Annotated in this window: 18 protein-coding genes, 1 tRNA gene and 1 pseudogene; 16 read left to right on the top strand and 4 right to left on the bottom strand. The window is 57.5% G+C overall.

Features of this window, described 5'->3' with window-relative positions:
- The first annotated feature begins 96 nt into the window (after positions 1-96).
- The 7 genes from EN738_RS00295 (at position 97) to EN738_RS00265 (ending at position 6419) form a co-directional block, all read left to right on the top strand.
- Positions 97-669, top strand: coding sequence for a cupin domain-containing protein (locus EN738_RS00295; protein WP_127281948.1), 573 nt, complete (start codon positions 97-99; stop codon positions 667-669).
- A gap of 25 nt (positions 670-694) precedes the next feature.
- On the top strand, positions 695-970 hold the full coding sequence (locus EN738_RS00290) for a hypothetical protein (protein ID WP_127281947.1): 276 nt from the start codon (positions 695-697) through the stop codon (positions 968-970).
- A gap of 132 nt (positions 971-1102) precedes the next feature.
- A complete protein-coding gene (locus EN738_RS00285) occupies positions 1103-1978 on the top strand; it encodes an alpha/beta hydrolase (protein ID WP_127281946.1) in 876 nt (291 codons plus the stop codon).
- A gap of 13 nt (positions 1979-1991) precedes the next feature.
- On the top strand, positions 1992-2978 hold the full coding sequence (gene denD, locus EN738_RS00280) for a D-erythronate dehydrogenase (protein ID WP_127281945.1): 987 nt from the start codon (positions 1992-1994) through the stop codon (positions 2976-2978).
- Positions 2979-2988: 10 nt separating this feature from the next.
- Positions 2989-3741: an SDR family oxidoreductase gene (locus EN738_RS00275; RefSeq protein ID WP_127281944.1), complete on the top strand. Its 753-nt coding sequence runs from the start codon at positions 2989-2991 to the stop codon at positions 3739-3741.
- 111 nt (positions 3742-3852) lie between these two features.
- On the top strand, positions 3853-4812 hold the full coding sequence (locus EN738_RS00270) for a 2-hydroxyacid dehydrogenase (protein ID WP_127281986.1): 960 nt from the start codon (positions 3853-3855) through the stop codon (positions 4810-4812).
- A 302-nt stretch (positions 4813-5114) separates the two neighbouring features.
- Positions 5115-6419 (top strand): D-serine ammonia-lyase, encoded by a 1305-nt coding sequence (locus tag EN738_RS00265; protein ID WP_127281943.1) that lies wholly within the window; start codon positions 5115-5117, stop codon positions 6417-6419.
- 65 nt (positions 6420-6484) lie between these two features.
- Here EN738_RS00265 and EN738_RS00260 read toward each other — a convergent pair whose 3' ends face one another.
- From EN738_RS00260 to EN738_RS00250, 3 genes and pseudogenes are all read right to left on the bottom strand, one after another.
- Complete coding sequence (locus EN738_RS00260) at positions 6485-7738, bottom strand: CaiB/BaiF CoA-transferase family protein (RefSeq protein WP_245494263.1); 1254 nt, start codon at positions 7736-7738, stop codon at positions 6485-6487.
- 233 nt (positions 7739-7971) lie between these two features.
- Positions 7972-8103 (bottom strand): annotated as a pseudogene (locus tag EN738_RS00255) (IS256 family transposase); the annotation flags it as partial.
- Between the two features lie 188 nt (positions 8104-8291).
- The gene (locus EN738_RS00250; protein ID WP_127281942.1) at positions 8292-9005 is read right to left on the bottom strand and encodes a TetR/AcrR family transcriptional regulator; all 714 of its coding nucleotides are present in this window, start codon (positions 9003-9005) and stop codon (positions 8292-8294) included.
- A gap of 326 nt (positions 9006-9331) precedes the next feature.
- Here EN738_RS00250 and EN738_RS00245 point away from each other — a divergent pair, with 326 nt between their 5' ends.
- The 7 genes from EN738_RS00245 to EN738_RS00215 all read left to right on the top strand — a co-directional run bounded on the left by EN738_RS00245 (position 9332) and on the right by EN738_RS00215 (position 15992).
- Positions 9332-10645, top strand: coding sequence for an LLM class flavin-dependent oxidoreductase (locus EN738_RS00245; protein WP_127281941.1), 1314 nt, complete (start codon positions 9332-9334; stop codon positions 10643-10645).
- 11 nt (positions 10646-10656) lie between these two features.
- Positions 10657-11193, top strand: coding sequence for a flavin reductase family protein (locus EN738_RS00240; RefSeq protein ID WP_210214057.1), 537 nt, complete (start codon positions 10657-10659; stop codon positions 11191-11193).
- A 39-nt stretch (positions 11194-11232) separates the two neighbouring features.
- Positions 11233-11841 carry a malonic semialdehyde reductase gene (locus EN738_RS00235; protein ID WP_245494262.1) on the top strand — a complete coding sequence of 203 codons (609 nt, stop codon included), beginning with the start codon at positions 11233-11235 and terminating at the stop codon, positions 11839-11841.
- Between the two features lie 151 nt (positions 11842-11992).
- Positions 11993-13066: an extracellular solute-binding protein gene (locus EN738_RS00230; protein WP_127281938.1), complete on the top strand. Its 1074-nt coding sequence runs from the start codon at positions 11993-11995 to the stop codon at positions 13064-13066.
- Between the two features lie 120 nt (positions 13067-13186).
- The gene (locus tag EN738_RS00225; protein ID WP_127281937.1) at positions 13187-14038 is read left to right on the top strand and encodes an ABC transporter permease; all 852 of its coding nucleotides are present in this window, start codon (positions 13187-13189) and stop codon (positions 14036-14038) included.
- The gene (locus EN738_RS00220) at positions 14035-14850 is read left to right on the top strand and encodes an ABC transporter permease (RefSeq protein ID WP_189605675.1); all 816 of its coding nucleotides are present in this window, start codon (positions 14035-14037) and stop codon (positions 14848-14850) included. Before EN738_RS00225 ends, EN738_RS00220 begins: the two co-directional genes overlap by 4 nt.
- Positions 14851-14906: 56 nt before the next feature.
- Complete coding sequence (locus tag EN738_RS00215) at positions 14907-15992, top strand: ABC transporter ATP-binding protein (protein WP_189605673.1); 1086 nt, start codon at positions 14907-14909, stop codon at positions 15990-15992.
- A gap of 249 nt (positions 15993-16241) precedes the next feature.
- Here the strand turns inward: EN738_RS00215 and EN738_RS35235 are convergent.
- A tRNA-OTHER gene (locus tag EN738_RS35235) sits at positions 16242-16333 on the bottom strand.
- Between the two features lie 132 nt (positions 16334-16465).
- Here EN738_RS35235 and EN738_RS00210 point away from each other — a divergent pair.
- Positions 16466-17791, top strand: coding sequence for an integrase family protein (locus EN738_RS00210; RefSeq protein ID WP_127281934.1), 1326 nt, complete (start codon positions 16466-16468; stop codon positions 17789-17791).
- Between the two features lie 597 nt (positions 17792-18388).
- The gene (locus EN738_RS00205; RefSeq protein ID WP_127281933.1) at positions 18389-20128 is read left to right on the top strand and encodes a phospholipase D-like domain-containing protein; all 1740 of its coding nucleotides are present in this window, start codon (positions 18389-18391) and stop codon (positions 20126-20128) included.
- Positions 20129-20189 lie beyond the last annotated feature (61 nt).

Raw genomic sequence — 20189 nt, 5'->3', positions numbered from 1 at the left:
TGCCGCGTCGGTGATCTTTGTGCTATGCCTGCAGGGCAAGCCATTTCCGACCTCGGCAGCACGATTGGTGATCTTTGAAGAAGGCGACATGCTCCCATGACGGTGACGATCGAAAAATACTTCTTTGAAGGAAATGGGCGCGTTCCGAATTCCCGGCTTCCGCTGCTAATTTACCGGAATGTTATCCGCTGGGATGTCACGACGATGGAAGCCATCATGCGGCAGAACAAGTGGATACCTGCTTGGCACGCCCATGATGGAATGTGGCCGCGACACCACTTCCACACTGAGGCCCACGAATTCATCTGTGTGACCAAGGGAGTGCACATTGGAAAATTCGGCGGCCACAATGGTGTAAAATCGCAGCTCAATGCAGGCGACGTCGTCGTCATTCCTGCTGGCGTCGGGCACTGCGGCTTCGAATTCAGCGACGACCTTGATCTCACCGGCGGTTTTCATGAGGGCTTTGGTGTTGTCGATTTCCGGATGGGGTTTCCGGATGAATACTACGAACTATGTCAGCGCGCGCGTGAAATACCGGTGATCGATTACGATCCGTTCTTCGGCGTAGCGGGACCCCTCGCTCAGATATGGAAACGCGCCGACGTCGGTATACGAGATACCGAGCCAGAGACCTACTCGGCGGACCTACTGTCGACGCTCCTTTAACACTCAAGATGATCGGAACTTACAAATGGCAATGAAGAGGGCAAATCCCGAGGATCTCGACACTCTCGCCCATCAGGCCGAATACGCCAAGGCGAGCGGAGGAGGAGAGCATCCCAACCACGTCGAGAACCTACGACACCTTCATTCCAAGCTCGTCCAGAGAAGACGAAATTTGGCCCAAGACGCCATGCATTATCCAATCGCCTACATGGGGCGCGGGCTTGATATTGGCAAGCTGCAGCCGGTCATCGAGGCTGTCGAGCGTGCCATTGCCGACGAAGAGCGTCGCTCCGCGACCTGATTTCTTTGAGAACTGCCGAAGCCACGCTTCGGTCGCCTCGCGCCGGAACCATCGTGCTGACGCGTGCTTTGAACCTCATTGCGCGACAATGGCTGGCGCTCGCGACGCGCTGCCAGAACGGGACAGAAAGCAATGGAACAATCATTCACGGTAACGGAAAATCATTTCGAGGTCGGCGGTGGGATGAGTGTTTTCTATAAGGATTACGCGCCCCGCACGCATTCGGACGCCGTACCCCTTGTCTATCTCCCGGGCTTAATGCGCACCGCGCGCGATTTCGATCGCGTTGCACCGCGGTTTGCCGCCGAAAGGCGGGTCATCACCATCGACACGCGGGGGCGGGGAAGAGGCGGACGATCAACGAACCCTGCTGACTATCGCTTCGACGCGCTCATCGACGACGTTTGGAGGCTGACCGAGGCTCTAGGGATCCAGCAAATGGTGTTGGCGGGTCTGGCAATTGGCGTTTTCATGTCCTGGCGCATGGCGGCGAGCCGGCCAGGGCGCATCAGGGGCATTATCGCGAACGATACCGGAACCGAGACTTCCAACCCGCTGGGCAAGAAGATGGTCGCTCTTGCCGATCACAACGAGTACAGCCTCGACGAAGCTGCGGAGAAACTGCGGGTACCGAACGAGAAGGGATTTCCCGACTTCGGTGTCGACGATTGGCGCACGTACGCGCGGCTGGTCTACGGGGAAATCTCCCCCGGCAAATGGGTGCGCGACTTCGACCCGGGAATTCATGTGGAGTGGGAGCGCGTCAAGACGGAGACTCCGAGCTTATGGGATGAGTTCGTGAAGGTCGGTGATATACCTGTGGCGATTTGCCGGGGAGAGAACTCACAATTCCTGACCCGCGAACATGCCGAGAAGATGGCTGCGGCGCTGCCGTCGTCCTGGGTCGTGAACGTGCAGGGCCGCGCCCATCCGCTGCTTCTCGACGAACCTGCTTCTCTCGTCGCCATCCGCAAAGTTCTCGCGCTGGCGGACGGCCACTCGGCATAATCGGAGAGGTAAAATGCGCGTTCTCGTAACCGGTGCGGCCGGCATGCTTGGAAGCAGGTTAGTGAAGCGGCTGCTCGAGCAGGGCGTCGGTGGCCGTGCCGTAACGGCGATGGATCTTTTCGACGCCTTTCCTTGCGCGCCGCCCGACGCTCCGAGCGTCGAGATTCGCACGTTCCAGGGCGATATAGCCGACGCCGCAATTTCCGAACGTCTCGCCGCGTCGAAGCCTGATTTCGTGTTCCATCTGGCGAGTATCGTTTCGGGCGAAGCCGAGACGAACTTCGACCTTGGCTATCGCGTCAATCTGCAAGGGGGACTCGCGCTTTTGGAGGGGTTGCGGGCTCACGGCAATCGACCGCGCTTCGTCTTTTCCTCTTCGGGTGCGGTTTTCGGCGGTCCGGTACCGGACCTCATTGACGACGACTTCGCGCCGACGCCCCTGACCTCCTACGGTTCGCAAAAACTGATCGTTGAAGCTCTTGTCCAGGATTATACCCGTAAGGGCTTCATCGATGGCGTTTCGATCCGCCTCCCTGCGATATGCATCCGTCCGGGCAAGCCCAACAAAGCTGCGTCCGGGTTTTACTCCGGCATCATCCGGGAGCCGCTCAACGGCGTCGAGGCTGTCGTTCCGGTATCACGGGACATTGTGCACAGCAGCGCCAGTCCGCGATCGGCTGTGGGGTTCCTGATCCATGCAGCAGAAATCGACAGCGACCGCATCGGACATCGACGCAGCCTTAATATGCCTGGCGTCTTCTGCACCGTCGGCGAACAGATCGAGGCGATGGCGCGCGTCGCCGGACCTCAGTATCTCCGCTTGCTGCGCGACGAGATCGATCCCGCGATCGAGCGCATCGTGAGTACATGGCCAAAGGGTTACCGGGCCACGCGTGCTAAGGATCTCGGCTTTACTGCCGAGGCCAACTTCGATGAGATCATTCGCATCTACATCGAGGAGGAAATGCCGGACCGTCTGCCGCCCGTGAGCAATCGGTAGAGAAACTGTCATGGCAAGAGGCACTGCAATTGTCACTGGCGCGGGAACCGGGATCGGAAAGGCAGTCGCGCACGCTCTCCTCGCAGAGGAATGGAACGTCACGTTTTGCGGCCGGCGGCTTGATCGACTGAGCGCCGCGATCGCGGAATCTGCCATGTCTCCCAGTCGGGCGCTTGCGAAGACCTGCGATGTGTCGAATTCGGCCGAGGTCGCGGAGCTGTTCGCTGCGACGGTCGAGACCTTCGGCCGGGTCGACCTGCTCTTCAACAATGCTGGATCAAGCCACCCCTATGCCATGATCGACGAGGTGCCTGTTGATGCGTGGGAGAGGATCGTGTCCGTAAATCTAACTGGAGCGTTCTTGTGCGCGCGAGAGGCTTTCCGCGTCATGCGCAATCAGAGACCAATGGGTGGCAGGATCATCAATAACGGCTCCATCTCGGCCCACGCGCCGCGGCCGGGCTCCGTGCCCTACACGACAACGAAGCACGCTATCAGCGGGCTCACCAGGTCGCTCGCATTGGATGGGCGGGCCTATTCTATCGCTTGCGGACAGATCGACATCGGCAATGCCGAGACGGATATGACGCAACGGATGTCCAATGGTGTGCGTCAGCCCGACGGTCAAATGCGACCTGAGCCGGTTATGGACGTCCGTAACGTGGCGAGAGAGGTGGCGTACATGGCAGGTATGAGCCTTGACGCAAATGTCCTGTTCATGACTGTGATGGCGAGCGGCATGCCGTTTGTCGGGCGAGGCTAACCCTATCTTTCGATGTTGCCCGAAGGCAGCGCAGTTGGCCACGAGCCCCTCCCCAGGTGCGAGCTGAAGCCGCCTAGATGGATGGATCTTATGGGAAATGAAAGCGGATCAATGGCTGGCGGGCGGGCTGCTCTCATTGTGGCTGGGGCGCTGCCTCAATGCGTGAAGGCCATCCTCGAACCGCAATTCGACCTTTTCGTCCTGCCTCGGCCTGACGCCGGCTTAGTGACTCGCGAAATAGCTGGGGCGGCGCGAGGGGCCGCGGTGATGGGGGGCGCCGGAGCTCCGTTCATCGAGGCCCTGCCGCAGCTTGAAATCATTTCGAGCCTAGGTGTCGGCTACGACAAAGTCGATGTCGACGCGGCACTGGCGAAAAACATCGTCGTTACGCATACGCCGGACATCCTGAATGAGGAGGTCGCCGATACTGCAATTGGCCTGCTCCTCAACACGCTGCGGGAGCTGCCGCGAGCGGAGGCGTTCCTGCGGGAGGGCCGTTGGCTGCAGGGTGCGTTTCCATTGACGCGGGGAACATTACGGGGGCGCAAGGTCGGAATATACGGGCTCGGGCGCATTGGCCAGGCAATTGCCCGGCGTCTCGACGCCTTCGGCGTCGCTGTATCCTACCACAATCGCAAGCCGGTGCCTGACGTCTCCTGGCATTGGGAGCCGACGCTGCTCGGTCTGGCACGCAGCGTGGATACGCTTGTATGCGTGGTTCCGGGCGGACCAGGTACGGAACATGCCGTTAACGCGGAGATCCTCTCGGCGCTCGGCACGAACGGTGTGTTGATCAATATCGGGCGTGGCTCGACAGTCGATGAGGCCGCATTGTCGCACGCACTGCGCAGCGGTGTGATTCTGGCGGCCGGGCTCGATGTGTTCGAGCATGAGCCGCGCGTGCCGGCCGAATTGCTCGACCTGCCGAACGCTTGCCTGCTGCCTCACGTCGGATCGTCGACAATCCACACGCGACACCTGATGGGGGAGTTAGTGGCGCGGAACCTGGTCAACTGGTTCACTGAGGGGAGGGCGGTCACGCCGATTCCGGAATGCGCCGGCCCTAGGTGAACTCAGGCCGCGCCGCGATGATCAGGGCCGCCGCGCCATCGTTCCACTCTCTCCTGAAACGTCACTCGTCATGGCTGGCGTGGGTTTTCCTTTAGCAGCTGCGAGCAAAGGACTTCCGGTGGCGATCGTCGCGGACCCGAACACAGCACCCGGGCTGGGAATCTCGCCAAACAGCGCAAGACCTCCGGGACAAAACGCGGCCAGGTAAGCAATGCACGAAGTCAATAATCGAAATAAAATTCCATTGCTCAACGCCGGCGGCGACGGTAAATGTCAATCGCTCAATAGCGGAGGCCGCGCCAATGCCCAATCTCCTATCCAATCTCCCGGTTGACCAGGCGTTGCGCAGCAGGGAGCCTTGCCTGTGGACTAACTCGTGCGTGGCAGGGCCGACCAATCCTGAGGCACGTCTTCTCCGCCGAGCCGACGACGCAGCCGACCGTTTGAGGCGCGCCGATCGGCTGTTATCGGCTAGGTTCGGTATTCCGCAGGGGGACGAGCCGGTGATATCATCCGCGCTGCTCGATGCGGGCCATTATGGGCAGTCGGTGGGCATTCCCGGTTCCTGGATGGTAAAGGCGGATCACGGTTTACCGGTGGCCGGTTCGGTCAAGGCGCGCGGTGGCTTCCACGAGGTGATCGCTTTAGCCGAGCGTCTTGCCATCCGCAACAATCTGATCAGTGAAGGCACCGATCTCATCGCACTCGATACGCCATCGGCAAGATCGCTTTTCTCGTCATACACGGTCGCCGTGGGCAGCACGGGCAACCTTGGCTTGAGCATCGGTATGATGGCGTCCGCACTGGGGTTCCGCGCAGTCGTGCACATGTCGAGCGATGCGAAGGAGTGGAAGAAGGATAGGTTGCGCAACCGCGGCGTCGAGGTCGTTGAGCACTTAGGCGACTACGCGCAAGCGGTGGCGAAGGGCCGCGAACTCGCTGAGCAGGACCCGCGGGCTCATTTCGTAGATGACGAACGTTCGATCGACCTTTTTGTCGGGTATGCGGCCGCGGCGCGCGAGCTCGCGAACCAGCTCGAGACAGCTGGCGTTGCCGTTAATTCGAACCACCCGCTGTTCGTCTATATACCTTGCGGGGTGGGCGGAGCACCGGGCGGAATTACGTTTGGTCTGAAGCAAATCTTTGGCCGACACGTACACTGCTTTTTTGCGGAGCCGGTGGCATCGCCGTGCATGTTGGTCCAGCTGCTTTCAGGCTCCGACGAGCCAGTTTCGGTGTATGACATGGGCCTGGACAATAAAACCGAGTTGGACGGCCTGGCAGTTGGCCAAGCTTCCATGTTGGTCGCGCCGCTGATGAAGACTCGGTTGAGCGGCATCTTTACCGTATCCGACGACGAGGCGTTTCGCCTCCTTGGGCGCGCCCATGATGTCATGGGGCTTGACGTCGAACCATCGGCAGCATCGGCCTTCGCCGGGCCGGTGAGGTTGACGCAAAGCGAGATGGGCCTCGCTTATCTGTCCCGGCATGGCATAGAGCACGAGTTCGATGGATCAACCCATGTGGTATGGACGACCGGCGGTGCGCTCGTTCCTAGGCCCGAGCGGGAGCGTTTTCTCGCACGGGCACGTGCCAAAGCCGGCTAAACCGCAGAAGTCGCCGGCCGCCGCTGTCCCAGCCTCGCTGCCGCCGGCCCCGACCGGCAATCATTTCAGGCGCCTTCGCGCTCAGCGGGCTTTTTGAACGTGGAAATGACGCCAGCGGCCTCAAGCGAAAGGATGGCCTCCTCCGAATAGCCGAGTACATCCTTCAGGATCGCTTCGGTATGTTGGCCCAGCAGTGGCGGTGCCAAATAGTCCGCTTCTTTCTGGGCCGCCAATCCCTGTGCTGGGCGGATAAGCCTGACGGGGCCAAGGTGCGGATTTTGCAGCGTCTGCACCACTGATCGTTCACCAACCCCCTTGCTGGTCAGCGCTTCTTCAACTGTCTTGACGATACCTGCAGGCACTTCAGCCGCGCTGAATTCATCCATCCAATCTTGTCGGCTTCTCTGGCGGAAACTTTCTTCGAGAATCGGAACGAGCGTCTGCCGGTTCTTCGCTCTAGCGTTGGCAGTTTTAAACCTCGGATCCTGGCAAAGGTCGGGTTTCCCGATCACCGACTCGCACAACGCCTTGAATTGGCGGTCATTTCCGACGGCGAGTGCAAACGAACCGTCTGAGCAGTCAAATATCTGATAGGGAACGACAGTCGGGTGGGCATTTCCATAGCGTTCCACCTCAGTATCGCTGTTCAGAAAGCCGGTTCCGACGTTAATAAGAAGATTGAGGGCACAATCCATCAGCGAAACGTCTATGTGTTGTCCCTCCCCAGTCCGCTCCCGATGAAAAAGCGCTCCGAGAATGGACTGTGTCGCGACCATCCCGCACGCAACGTCGGTGATGGCAATTCCAAAGCGGAGAGGCTGGCCGCCCTTCTCGCCAGTGATGGCCATGAGACCGCTTTCGGCCTGCGCGATGAAATCATAGCCGGGGCGCCGTGCCTCGGAAGTGTCGCGCCCGTAACCGGAAATCGAGCAATAGACCACATCCGGCCTTATCGCTCGCAACTGCTTATAGCCGACCCCGAGGCGCTCGGCCGTACCGACTCGGAAATTCTCGACGACCACATCGCACTGCTCTGCTAGGCTCCGCACGATCGCCAGTCCCTCGGGTGATTTTATGTCCAGGGCCAAGGATCTTTTGCCTCGGTTGGCACACAGATAGTATGTACTGACACCCCTATAGCTGGGCACCGACCAAGCACGCGTGTCGTCTCCTCCATCGACGTTTTCGATCTTCCAGACCTCGGCGCCCAAATCGCTTAGGCTCATAGTTGCCCAGGGACCCGCCAGCACTCGGGAAAGATCGAGCACCTTTATGCCTTCTAATGGAAGACGACCTTTCGGCTTGTCTTGCGTAGTCACGTGAGTCCTCCCGGGGCGGCGTTGCAGATGCAGCGACAAATGAAATTAAATTCCGTTTTGTCACCAATATAAGCAATGGCGGGGCGGTTCAATAGGGTCCGTCATTCAAAGGCAACTTTGATAGGTGGCGCGTCCGTTCTTCGGAGGGGACCTGCCTGGTACTCGATCATGTCCCGAGAGGTGGTGTAGCTGGCGGCATTCGTCGCCGTGCTCTCCGGCGTGGGCCAGACTGATCAGCGCACCACGGCTGGCAGGCTGAGCGGCGGATCATCGCTGATCTGGCTGATCGTTTCCAGTGTCATATATCTAGCCCGCTGCACTGCCCATTCATCGTTCTGTTCGAGCAGGATTACGCCGCCGAGCTGCGGGAAAACCGTCCCGCCTGGATCTGGGAGGGCGAAAGCCGAATGGCTGGAGCTACTCGACCACGAGCTGGCACTTGTTGCGAGCTGCCGAACCTTACCCACTATGCGGCAGCTAACGCACTGAAGGTCGCTAGCGACCAAGACTAAGGTCATCTGAATCTAGGGGACGCAGAAGGCGGTGAACCAGATCAGTACCCATTATCCGTTCCTTGCACTGGGATCACGTCCGGTAGGAAAGAGCGCAGGTACAATACCGCCGCACGAGCCGACTCCTCTGCGTAGTGTGTCGTGACCTTACCGTGCATAGCGTACGAGAGGGATTGGATGCCATCCACTAGTGCGATGGCGGTAGCGACCTTGTCAGCCAGGTCATCGACTTCTGGCATCCGAAAAAAGTGATTAAGTGCGCTAACACGAGCGTTTGCCACGCTGAATATTCCGGCGACATTATCGCGACGGAGCTCAGAGAAGTACGGGCCGAGCAAAAGCCTCATTACACCAGGCTTTGCATTGCAATAGTCTGCAGAAGCCATGACTCGCTCGGAAATATATGATTGCCAGCTGTCCGGTTGCCTATTTAGAGTAGCTTCTGAAAGTCGCTCGAAATCCTGCAAATATTTACGAGCCAGCTGGAAAAAAGCTGCCTCCCGATTCGGAAAGAAGTGGTAGACAGAGCTGATAGGTACACGCGCCCGCTCGGCTATGTGTTGCAGGCTGATTTCGTCCAGCTCTCGTTCGGATACAAGCTCGTCGGTTGCAGCCATTAAGAGCTGAAGTCGCGCTTTCCCGCGCTCGCGTCGGGCTTTTGGCCTATCGGGGATTTCCTTGTCCAAGGTGTTCGCGCCAAGCTCATTCGCCAGTGAGGCTGATTTGCGAGGGAACAGGCGAAACTCCGCCTGCAAAGCTTCTCCATATAATCGAATTAAATTCTATAATGTCAACCGCCTGAGTCAATGGGACGGGCATTCCATCGATCCTCTGGTTTGGAAAGTCGAATAAATTCGATTTTCTCTCTTTACGAAGCGACTCGAATTTGGTTAGATGACGGTGTCCGCTGCGGAACTGGCCCTCAGGCTTTGACGCGGCGACGCTCACGCACAGCATGACCCTAACAATGCAGCCGTTGCTGGAGGGGAAAAGGCGGGCCAGATATCTTTGGTGGAATTAAAGTTCATAAAAGGCAGTGACGGTCCGTGTGACCTAGAGTTCGCCATGCCGGGAGATTTGAATGACGCGTCAGATGCATCTTGTAGGATACTGCTGCATCGCTCCGACTTGGCACCACAACGGCGCTTGGCGGCATCCTGAGAGTGATGCGGTCCGTCCGCTCGATCCTGAGCGCTATGAGAATATGGCCCGGATCCTGGAGCGGGGGAAATTCGATGGGATGTTTATCGTCGACCTCATGATGCTGCACGATACCTACGGCGGCACCTTCGAACCAAATCTTCGACAGCCGGGTCAGACTTGGATGCTCGAACCGTTGCAGGTCTTGGCTGGGGTTGCGCGCGTTACTTCGCGCCTAGGTCTGGCAGCGACAATGTCGACATCTCTCTATCCGCCTTTCCACATAGCTCGCGCCTTCGCGACGCTGGACCATCTGAGTGGTGGCCGCGCTGGATGGAATTGCGTGACTTCAACCAACGACCGAGAGATTCAGAACTTCGGCGGCGACAGGCTAATGGAGAAGGGGCTGCGATACGACTACGCCGACGAGGTTGTCGAAGCCTGCCACGCGCTCTGGAATACGTGGGAGGATGGCGCGTTGGTCATCGATCAAAAGAACGGCATCTTCGCCGACCCGTCGAAAGTTCACTACGCTAATTATCAGGGCAAGTACGTCAAAACGCGCGGACCTCTAACAACGCCTCGCTCACCACAGGGGTCACCCGTGATTATGCAAGCTGGGGCTTCGGATCGCGGTCGCGAGTTTGCAGCCCGATGGGCCGAGGTCATCTTCACGCTGCATTCCGACAAGGCGCACATGAAGAAATTCTACGATGACGTGAAAGATAGGGTCTCAAACGTACGCCGGGACCCAAACCACTGTGCGATCCTTCCGTCGGTCGATGTCGTTATTGGCGAGACGGATTCGATCGCGCAGGAGAAGGCCGATTACATCAACTCCTTGGTCAGCGCTGAACTAGGTGTCGCAGAAGTCTCGAACGCGATTGGTGTCGATCTGTCGACCTATTCACTGGATAAACCGTTGGAAGATATGGAGATCACGCAAGGGGCCCGCGGAATGATGGACATCATCCTGCAAGGTTCTGAGGGCCGAACCCTTCGCGACGTGGGCTATATCTGGGGTGTCAGACAAATGGCGCCACAGCTCATTGGTTCCCCCACCACTGTAGCCGATTCCCTATGTGAAATGTTCGAAGCCCAGGCCTGTGACGGCTTCATTATTTGCCCCTCGCTGACACCCACTTCCTATAGCCAATTCGTCGATATGGTCGTGCCTGAGCTTCAGAGGCGCGGTGTCTACCGGAAAGAATACCAAGGGCGAACCTTTCGCGAACATCTGCGCCAAGCGCTGTGAGGACCACGACTATGCAACACGCTCACGCCGTTGATTTTCAGGAAAGTCTCTCGATGGAATGGGTTTCGATTTCTCAAATCGATGGCAGCAGCTTGCGATCGGTTTTTGCGTGTTTCCCCTCAGGTGTGGTTGCGCTCTGCGCCCTGATCGATGGGGTGCCAACCGGAATGGCAATCAGCTCATTTACGTCGGTGTCGCTTGAGCCGGCGCTGGTCTCTATCTGCATCCAGAAGAGCTCCTCAACTTGGCAAAAGCTGGAGCGCTGTGATTGGACGGGGTTATCGATTCTGGGGGCTTCGCAAGCCGAAACGTGTCGTCAGCTTTCTCAAAAGACGGGTGATCGATTCGCCAATGTCGAATGGAGTAGTTCTCCCCGCGGCGCCGTTTTCATAAATGGCGCGATCGCTTGCCTGGAATGTCGCTTCTACAAAACTGTCGACGCCGGCGATCACATCTTGGCCCTTCTGGAGTTATCAGCTCATTCCGTGCCGCAGCCTGTTCAGCCGCTGGTCTTTCATGATCGACGCTTTCGCGAACTAGCCGTCTGAAGGCGCAGCATAATCATGGGAGGTGCTTTGAGGCCCGAAGTGACTGAACTCGAGACCCATTCGGCTGAGCTGCCGGAATGGGCATTGGATCGGCTTTTCCGAGAGGCGCGAACCCACAATGGTTGGCTCGATGGGCAGGTGACGGACGCGACGCTGAGACGGCTCTACGAGTTGGTCAAAATGGGACCGACTTCCGGCAATTGCTGTCCGGGTCGTTTTGTTTTTGTCCGCACGGCCGAGGGCAAGGAGCGGCTACGGCCGGCGCTGTCTTCAGGCAACATGGAAAAGACCATGTCTGCCCCGGTGACCGCGATAGTGGCGCACGACATGGCATTCTACGAAAAATTGCCCGAACTCTTCCCGCATAGGGACGCCAGACCATGGTTCACTTCAAGCCCGGCCCTGGCGCAAGAGACCGCTTTCCGAAATGGCACCTTGCAAGGAGCTTACCTAATTTTGGCAGCCCGTGCGCTCGGGCTCGATACGGGACCAATGTCAGGCTTCAAAAACGACGTGATAGACGAAGCGTTTTTTAAGGGAACGACCTGGCGATCAAATTTTCTCGTGAATCTCGGCCATGGCGACCCGGAGAGACTGTTCGGACGGCTACCCCGTCTGACAATGGATGACGCCTGCAGGTTTGAGTGAGGCGGCAAAAACAAAATTAAATTTCATTTTGTTTGACACGCGGCTTCTCCGGCATATGATGGCTATGGGGAGTTGCGGCGGAACCAAGAAAAAATAAGGGCCACCAGGATTGGCCGACTGAAACCAACAAACGGAACAATGGGAGTTCAAAATGAAAGGCGAGAGTTCACTTCACACGTTGTCGCGCCGGCAACTGCTGAAGACGGCAGTCGCAGGGTCGGCGGTGTTTACGATTGCGGGTCTCGCGGCCCCACAGATCGCCAGGAGCCAGCCGAAAGAACTTATGGTGACCTGCGGGGGCGGGGACTGGCTGGAGCTTTTGAAGAAGGCCTGGTTCAACGACTATGCCAAGGTTGGCATTCCGATCAATCCTCAGCCATACAAGGGCCTAGCAGAGCTGAAAGCCATGGTAGAAGCCAAGGCTTGGGGCCAGGCAGACATTGTTCTGGGCTCCGCCGGCGACGCAGCGATGGCACAGGCTATGGGCTTGTCGGAACCGATCGACTACAGCATCGTGGACAAGTCTTCGCTTTTGCCCGGCACCTTCGACGATAATTACATTATTGTTGATGTCGCTGCCTCCGTGCTCGCTTGGAACACCGATGCCTTTCCATCCGGCAAAGAGCCGAAGAACTGGACGGAATTTTTCAGCCCCGATCTGAAATCTCCTCGCGCTCTCTTCAAAGGCTCGAACCAGACATTGGAGATCGCCACGCTTAGCCGCGGAATCGCAATCAAGGATCTCTATCCTTTCGACATCACAAAGGCGCTGGACGTGCTGCAGAAAGTGCGCGATTCGATCTCCTGGTATGAAGGCGGCGCTCAGTCACAGCAGATGATCAGCAGTCGCGAGGTCGACCTTGCAATGCTCTGGATAAACCGGGCCGACACGCTCGTCCAAGACAAGAGGCCCGTGAACTATACTCCGACCAACACGGTGCTCGACGGCGACGCTATTATCATCCCGAAAGGCCATCCCAATAAGGATGCAGCTATGAAGTTTGCTGCCTACATGGCCAGTCCAGAACCGCAGGCGCGGCTCACCAACCTGGTGGCTCTGGGACCCTCGAACACCAAGGCTGTACCTCTCTGCGATCCGGCGCGCCTTGCGAGGACGGCAATGGATCCGAAGTATGCCTCGACCAACCGGTTCCAGGATTTCAAATGGTTAGCGGCGAACGCCGACAAGCTGAACAGTGAATGGAATAAGTGGCTTTTGGGTTGATTGCCTCCCAGGCTGGTCAGGTGCCGCCGGTCAGAGCTTGATCGGCGGCACCGCTTTAGTGATCAATGTGCAAACCGGCGTTGCAGATCGGTCACGCGACATTTTCAGGGAATTGGCGATATGAGCCTTCAGAAGGCATGGACGCCCGAGAGGGCCCTCCAGTTCATGATCATTCCGCCTGCGCTGCTGCTGGTCCCAACGTTCGTTTTACCGTTGGCGGTTGTGCTATCGCGAAGCGTTAGCGGGAGCTCCTTTGACTTCAGCCAGTTTCACGAAATTCTCGGCAACACTGTCTATCTTAAAGTGCTCTATATTACATTCAAAACTGCCCTGATTTCGACCATCGTCGCGCTTCTCATTGGGTTTCCAATAGCTCAAGTGATTGCCACCGCACCTCCCGTCGTCGCGAACTTGCTGTTCGCCTGTGTCATGGTGCCGCTCTGGACCAGTGTAGTTACACGAACCTACGCGTGGCTCGCGATACTTGGCAGGGGTGGAGTTCTGAATTCTGCTCTGCAGAACATTGGTTTGATCGATCAGCCTCTGACTCTGATCCACAACCAGATCTCTGTGCAGATAGGCATGGTCCAAGTCATGATGCCTATGATGATACTCCCTTTAGTTAGTACAATGCGGCAGATTGATCGCACCAAGCTAATGGCAGCCGAGATTTTAGGTGCTAATCCGATCCGGGCATTTGTTCACATTTACGTTCCAATGTGCCTTCCGGGCATCGTGTCCGGTTCCGTTCTGGTCTTTATCACCGCGCTCGGGTTCTACGTGACGCCCGCACTGCTGGGGGGCGACCAAAACACAATGATTGCCGTTCTCATCGAGCAGCAGGTGACGAAGACACTGAATTGGCCTCTTGCCTCCGCACTGGCCACGGTGCTTTTGCTCGTCGTGATAACCACGCTTTGGGCGATTTCACTCATAGCCAAATGGCGCGGCATCAAGATCGGTGTGTCATGATGTGGCCGCTGTTTAATCGATTGGTTAAAGCCCTGTCATTGGCAGTGACGGCAGTGAGCATGATTTACATGCTGACGCCGATTCTGGTCATCGTTCCGGTGTCCTTCAGCTCGGACCGCTACATCAGTTTTCCGGTTCCAGGTTATTCGCTGCAGTGGTACGAAAAAATGCTCGGGAGCGAAGGCTACCGATTGGCAATCTGGAATACGTTGATAACCGGCACGTCTGTTGCGGCAATCGCTGCCATCTTTGGCACGCTTGCTGCGCTTTCGATCGTCCGGGGCAAGGTTCGTTTTGGTCGCGCCCTGACGGGTTTGGCAGTTGCTCCATTGATCATGCCCCAAATCATAGTGGCCATTGGAGCATATCCGATTGTGGCGTCAGTCGGGCTTATCGGAACAAAGCTTGGGGTTATCCTGGTCCATTCAGCGATCGCACTACCACTGGTTTTCATTACCGTATCGAGTTCTCTTCGCAGCTACTCCCCGAATATGGAATTGGCAGCTATGACACTCGGCGCCAATGACTGGCACACTTTCGTTCACGTAACCTGGCCGATGATCCGGCTTGGAGTGATTGTTGGAGCGATCTTTGCCTTCGCTGCCTCCTTCGACGAGATTATCATCGCGCTGTTCCTGACGGACGCGTCTTCGGTGACATTGCCAGTATACATGTGGAACGAGTTGCGGTTCCAAATGGAGCCAACCATTGCGGCCGCCTCGACGCTCGCCATTGTCGTGTCCTTGAGCCTTCTTTCGGCGGTGGCACTGCTGCAGCGAGCAGGTCACAAGAAGTTCCGCGAGCAGAGATAGGTCAGCGCTCAATGGGTATCAGTTTTTTTCGCACGCAGACCGGAGGCCGGAATGCCATGAATCCTGCAATCGGAAAGCGCATCGACTATCGAGGCATCACAAAGGCCTATGGCAAGCATGTTGCTTTAAGGCCAACGGATCTCACGATCGAAGCGGGAGAGTTTTTCGCTATTATCGGACCGAGTGGATCGGGCAAGACAACCTTGCTGGGTCTAACTGCGGGATTTGTAGCGCCGTCTGGAGGAGACATTCTCATCGATGGGCGGTCGATCGGAGGCGTCCCGCCGTTCAAGCGCAATATCGGGATGGTCTTTCAAAACTATTCACTTTTCCTGCATAAAACAGTCGCTGAAAACATCGCCTTTCCGCTGAAAATGCGGGGAGTGGCAGCTCGAGAAATTGAGGCACGGGTTGCCGACGCGCTCGCTCAGGTGAGGCTCGCCGACTATGCCGGCCGCCTTCCGACTGCTCTCTCGGGCGGTCAGCAGCAACGTGTCGCCTTTGCCCGTGCCGCGGTCTACAATCCGTCACTCCTAGTCATGGACGAGCCGCTGAGCGCGCTTGACAAGAACCTACGAGAGGGACTCCAGTTCGAGATCAAGCAGCTGCACGCGAAGTTTGGTTCAACGGTCCTTTATGTGACGCACGACCAAGGTGAGGCCGCGGCGATGGCCAACCGCATCGCGATCATGAGTGCGGGCGAGATCGTGCAGATAGGCTCGGCGAAAGAGCTTTACAGTCGCCCCCGCAATCGCTTTGTTGCGTCGTTCTTGGGAAGTGCCAACATTTTTCCGGTTGAAACGTTGGAACGGCGTGGGTCAACTGCAATAGCGCATTGCGAAGGCGGCCTCACCCTCAACGGGGTCCTCTCGGGGGACGTTCAGCGAAAGGCCTGCGTGTGCGTCCGCCCAGAGGCGATCGTAGTCACACCAGTGAGAATCGACCGCGATAACGCGCTTGAAGGCGAGGTCATCGACACAACCTTCTCAAACGGAATCCAAAGGCACTGGGTGCGGTTAAGCACCGGTGCCGTCGTGGAACAGCAGCAGCACATCAACCGCGACAGATATGCCGCAGGTGTAGGTGAGCAGGTATTTGTCGAGTGGAGCGCGGGCGACAGCCTGGTTATCAATATGGAGTAAGAGAGGCTTAAGTTCCGATCGACAGATCTGAGGCTCAGTTAGACGCCGGCAATGCGGTCGGCACCAGAACGGCAGCTATCTGCGCAACTGCCGCCAAAACCTGGCAGTCCGGTTACGGCCCCGTTTCGGTCGTTCAATATTACCCGGGTGCGGCGGCTTGTGGCCCAAAGTTTGAAGGTTTGCGAAACTTCGCCGTACTTAATTCGTAAAAATGGTACGGCTGCTCCCTCGCCAAGTCATTGAAAAGATTGGTGGTCCCGACAGGAATCGAACCTGTGACCTACAGATTAGGAATTTGTCAGACTGCCTTTCTCGTTGTTTCCCAATGCCGGTCATTGTACGATTGCGTCGGTTCTAACATATTCAAGTTGTTGTTATTTTCGTACTGTGCGGCTACGATAGCGTAGACGAACCGACAGATCGAGCCAGAATCGAACACGACGCAATTGCCGTACTAATGCCGTACTAATCTCATGACAGACCTCCGACTCGCCCTTACCGACCGCGCCGTTGCAAGCCTCCGGCCGGCGTCTTCGGGTCAATATTTTGCCCGAGACACCGATCTGCCCGGCTTCATGGTGCTTGTCGGAAAACGGCAAAAGACATTCGTCGTCCAGGGTGAGCGAAGGAAGGCGGGGAAGCGTCTTTCCGTCCGAATGAAGGTTGCCGAAGTTGGAGAACTAACAACGCGCGCGGCGCGGGCGAAGGCCAAGGACATTCTCGGGAAGATCGCCAACGGCGTTGACCCTCGGGCATCGCCGCGGAAGCAGGACGGCGAGCCTGCCGAGGTTGATTTGCCATCGATTGCGAACCCGACGCTGCGCATTGCCTGGGAACGCTATCGCGATGGGCATATGAGGAACAAAGGCCGAAGCGATGGAACGATCAACAACTATCGCGATCACATCGAGCGGCTCTTGGCAGACTGGCTTGACTACCCGCTCTCCAAATTCGGCAACGATCCTTCTCTCGTGACCGTGAGGCACGAGAAGCTCACCAAGGAGAACGGCGCCTATATAGCCAACGGCTGCATGCGGACGCTACGGGCCGTCTACAATCATGCTCGCAAGGCCGCCCGCACGCTGCCAGCGGACAACCCCGTCTCAGCCATAGACTGGAATGCCGAACATAGGCGCAACACCGCACTGGGGCTTTCGGATCTCGAGGACTGGTTCACCCAGCTCGCGGCTTTGAAGAACCCAATCCGGCGGGAGTTCCATCTGTTCATGCTGCTTTCGGGCCATCGTCCTGAAGCGATCAGGAAGGCTCGTGTCGAGCATGTCGATTTTCGCGGGCGGGTTTTGCACATACCTAGGCCCAAGGGCGGCGAGGTCAAGGCTTTCGACATACCGCTGTCGAACGCCATGATCCGCTGCCTGGTTCGCGTATTGCGCATAGGCCGGGCTCTCTACGGCGAGCAATCGCGCGACTGGCTGTTCCCGGCCGAGAGCCAAAGCGGTCACATGATTGAGCACAAGGAGAAGCGCAGCGATCTGTCGAAATGGGGGAATGACCTGCGGCAGACTTTCCGTACAATCGCGCAAACCGCGGGCGTTGCGGAGCTGGACGTTCACCTTCTGATGAACCACTCGATCCCAGGGGTTAACGCTGGATACATCACACGCAACAAGTTGCTGAGCGACCACCTGCGCCAACAGCAAGAGGCCATCTCACGTCGCATGCTCGAGGCCGGACGATCGCGACAGAAAGAAACGAAGCGCCGCACATCTGCGTGGCACGCACTTCCAAGCAGGCGAATGCTTACCGATCTAATGATTGGCGAGGATCAACGGCTTTAACACGTTCCCCATCCCCGCCCGGCATAATCCGGAGCCAGCGCGGCAGCCAGAACTCCGGTCTGAGTTCCGAGGCTTTCAAAGCTGCGAAGACGGGCTTGGGTCTGCCCGAATTACCCAAGCGTGTGTGGATCGTTTCGGGCGATCTCTCCCGCATGCCGCCGAACGTATTGACCGTCGAGAACGATCTCGCTGGCTCACCCAGATCTTTGGCGACCGCGCTGTCTCTCTCGTGGCTAAAGCGTCGGTTGAGGGTGGCCGCAAAGGCAACGGCACCGCGGCCGCATTTATACCGATTGCCGCCGATGCCTCGTACATGGATACGCGAACCGTTTGCGTTCGCGACAACGCGCTTCCCAAGTATGGAAAAAATGGTCAATGCGGTACCGACAACTCCATTGGCTCTGAGAGGCAAACGAGTTTACAGCATGTGACGGCAACAAACGTTTGAAATTGTAGTTGATCTCCAACCAATTGGGACTTGTTTCCGCGCCTAAAGTCAATTTTCCGTGACGGCCCAAATTTTTCTTGCTTCAATCATCGTGCTTATTTTTATTTCTTTTTCATAGTTGACCGGATCAGGCCAGTTGGGGGATTGTCATGGACACGAGCTACCGGGTTGTCGGCAAGAACGCTGCCGCGCCGTTCTCACTGACGATCCATCGCGGCGATGGAATGGTGCTCCTCTCCATGGACTGGAGGGCCGGGCAACCACCACGGGACTTCGTCGGCTTTGCCATACAATACCGCATCCCGGGAGATCCTCGTCTGTTTGCGGTTCACAACCGCATTGGTTTCCCCGGCCAGGAGGTGCCTGACGACGGTATCCGAAGCACCGAGGCGCCCATACAGAAATTCCGCTGGGTGCATTTCCCCTTCGATGCCGGGCTTGAGGGAGACTTCCTCTACAGGGTAACGGCCATGTTCATGAATGAGGATGGTTCGCTTCGTCGGGGCGAGGCGCAGGAGGCAGAACTGCCTCTAATGCGCGAGACACTCCCCGGGAAGATCAATGTCGCCTTTACGCGAGGCTTTGTCTCCTCGCAGGCCTTTGTGCGCAACTTCGGCGCCGACGGATCGGTCGAGACGCTTGTGCCGCCCTTCGGTGACGATGGCCTCACATTTAAGTCAAACCGGGGTGACGCCGAAACAGCCTACGCCTGGATGGGCTTCGAGGCGCGTAAGACCATCCGCTCCCTTCTCAATCTGGCGCGCGACGCCGATGTCGAAGTGCGTGCGATTGGCTATGATCTAAATCTGCCCGAAATCGTTGAAGGATTTGAGGCTCTCGGGCCTAAGCTGAAGATCATCATTGACAACAGTGATCGGACCGAAGGCCACGGACGTCCAAAGTCCCCAGAGAGCACCGCTGCCGGACGCATCGAGACTTCGGCCGGGGGCGACCATGTGAAGCGACAACATATGGGCAACATCCAGCATCATAAGTCCATCGCCGTTCGTGGTGGTGGCATCGACACTGTGATCTATGGGTCGACAAATTTGAGCTGGCGCGGGTTCTATGTTCAGTCCAACAACGCGCTCGCAGTCCACAGCGCCGACGCGGTGAAAGATTATTTCACAGCCTTCGATACCTATTTTGCGGCTAAACAAGCGAGCGACTTTGAGGACTCTGAGAGCTCAAGCGGGTGGCTCGACTTGAAGGTCGATGGCGTTGACGCAAAGGTCGCGTTTTCTCCACATTCACAAGCGAATGGCCGCCTCGACGAAATCGGCGCGGATATCGACAGCGCAACCTCGACCGTATTCTTCTCCCTCGCCTTTCTCGGGCAGACGACAAAGGGGCCGATAGGGCCTGCCTTGGGTCGTTCACTCGATAAGCCGAATCTGCATGTGCTAGGTATTGCGGACGGTGAGATCCACGCCAAAAATCTTGGCTTGGAAGTCCTGACGCCCGACAAAAAGCGACATCTAGTGCGTCCCGACGCCCTTATGAAAGACGTCCCGCCGCCCTTCGTCCAGGAGCCCTCTGGGCTGGATGGACACAATGGGGGGGTACGTATGCACCACAAATTTGTCGTTCTGGACTTCAACAAGCCCAGCGCGCGGGTCTACCTAGGCTCATACAACTTTTCGGTACCCGCTGACCAAGACAATGGTGAGAATCTCGTTCTCGTTCGCGATCGTACGGTCGCGACGAGCTATATGATCGAAGCCCTTCGCATGTACGACCACTATGTCTTCCGACTCGCTTCCCATAGTGATGAACCCTTGGCTCTCAAATTGCCGCCTAAGGATGGCAAGGCTCCCTGGTTTGATCGCGACTGGAGCGACCCCGTTCGGGCCCGGGATCGACAGCTCTTTGCGGCGGTAGATGTCTAACGTCTCGGTCTTCCCACCGGTTGGGGAAAAGGTTCGATTGCCGAAACGCTCAGATCCTGTG

It is taken from the genome of Mesorhizobium sp. M4B.F.Ca.ET.017.02.2.1 (assembly GCF_003998955.1).
Classification (GTDB): domain Bacteria; phylum Pseudomonadota; class Alphaproteobacteria; order Rhizobiales; family Rhizobiaceae; genus Mesorhizobium; species Mesorhizobium abyssinicae.
This window is presented reverse-complemented; position numbering and strand designations above follow the sequence as displayed.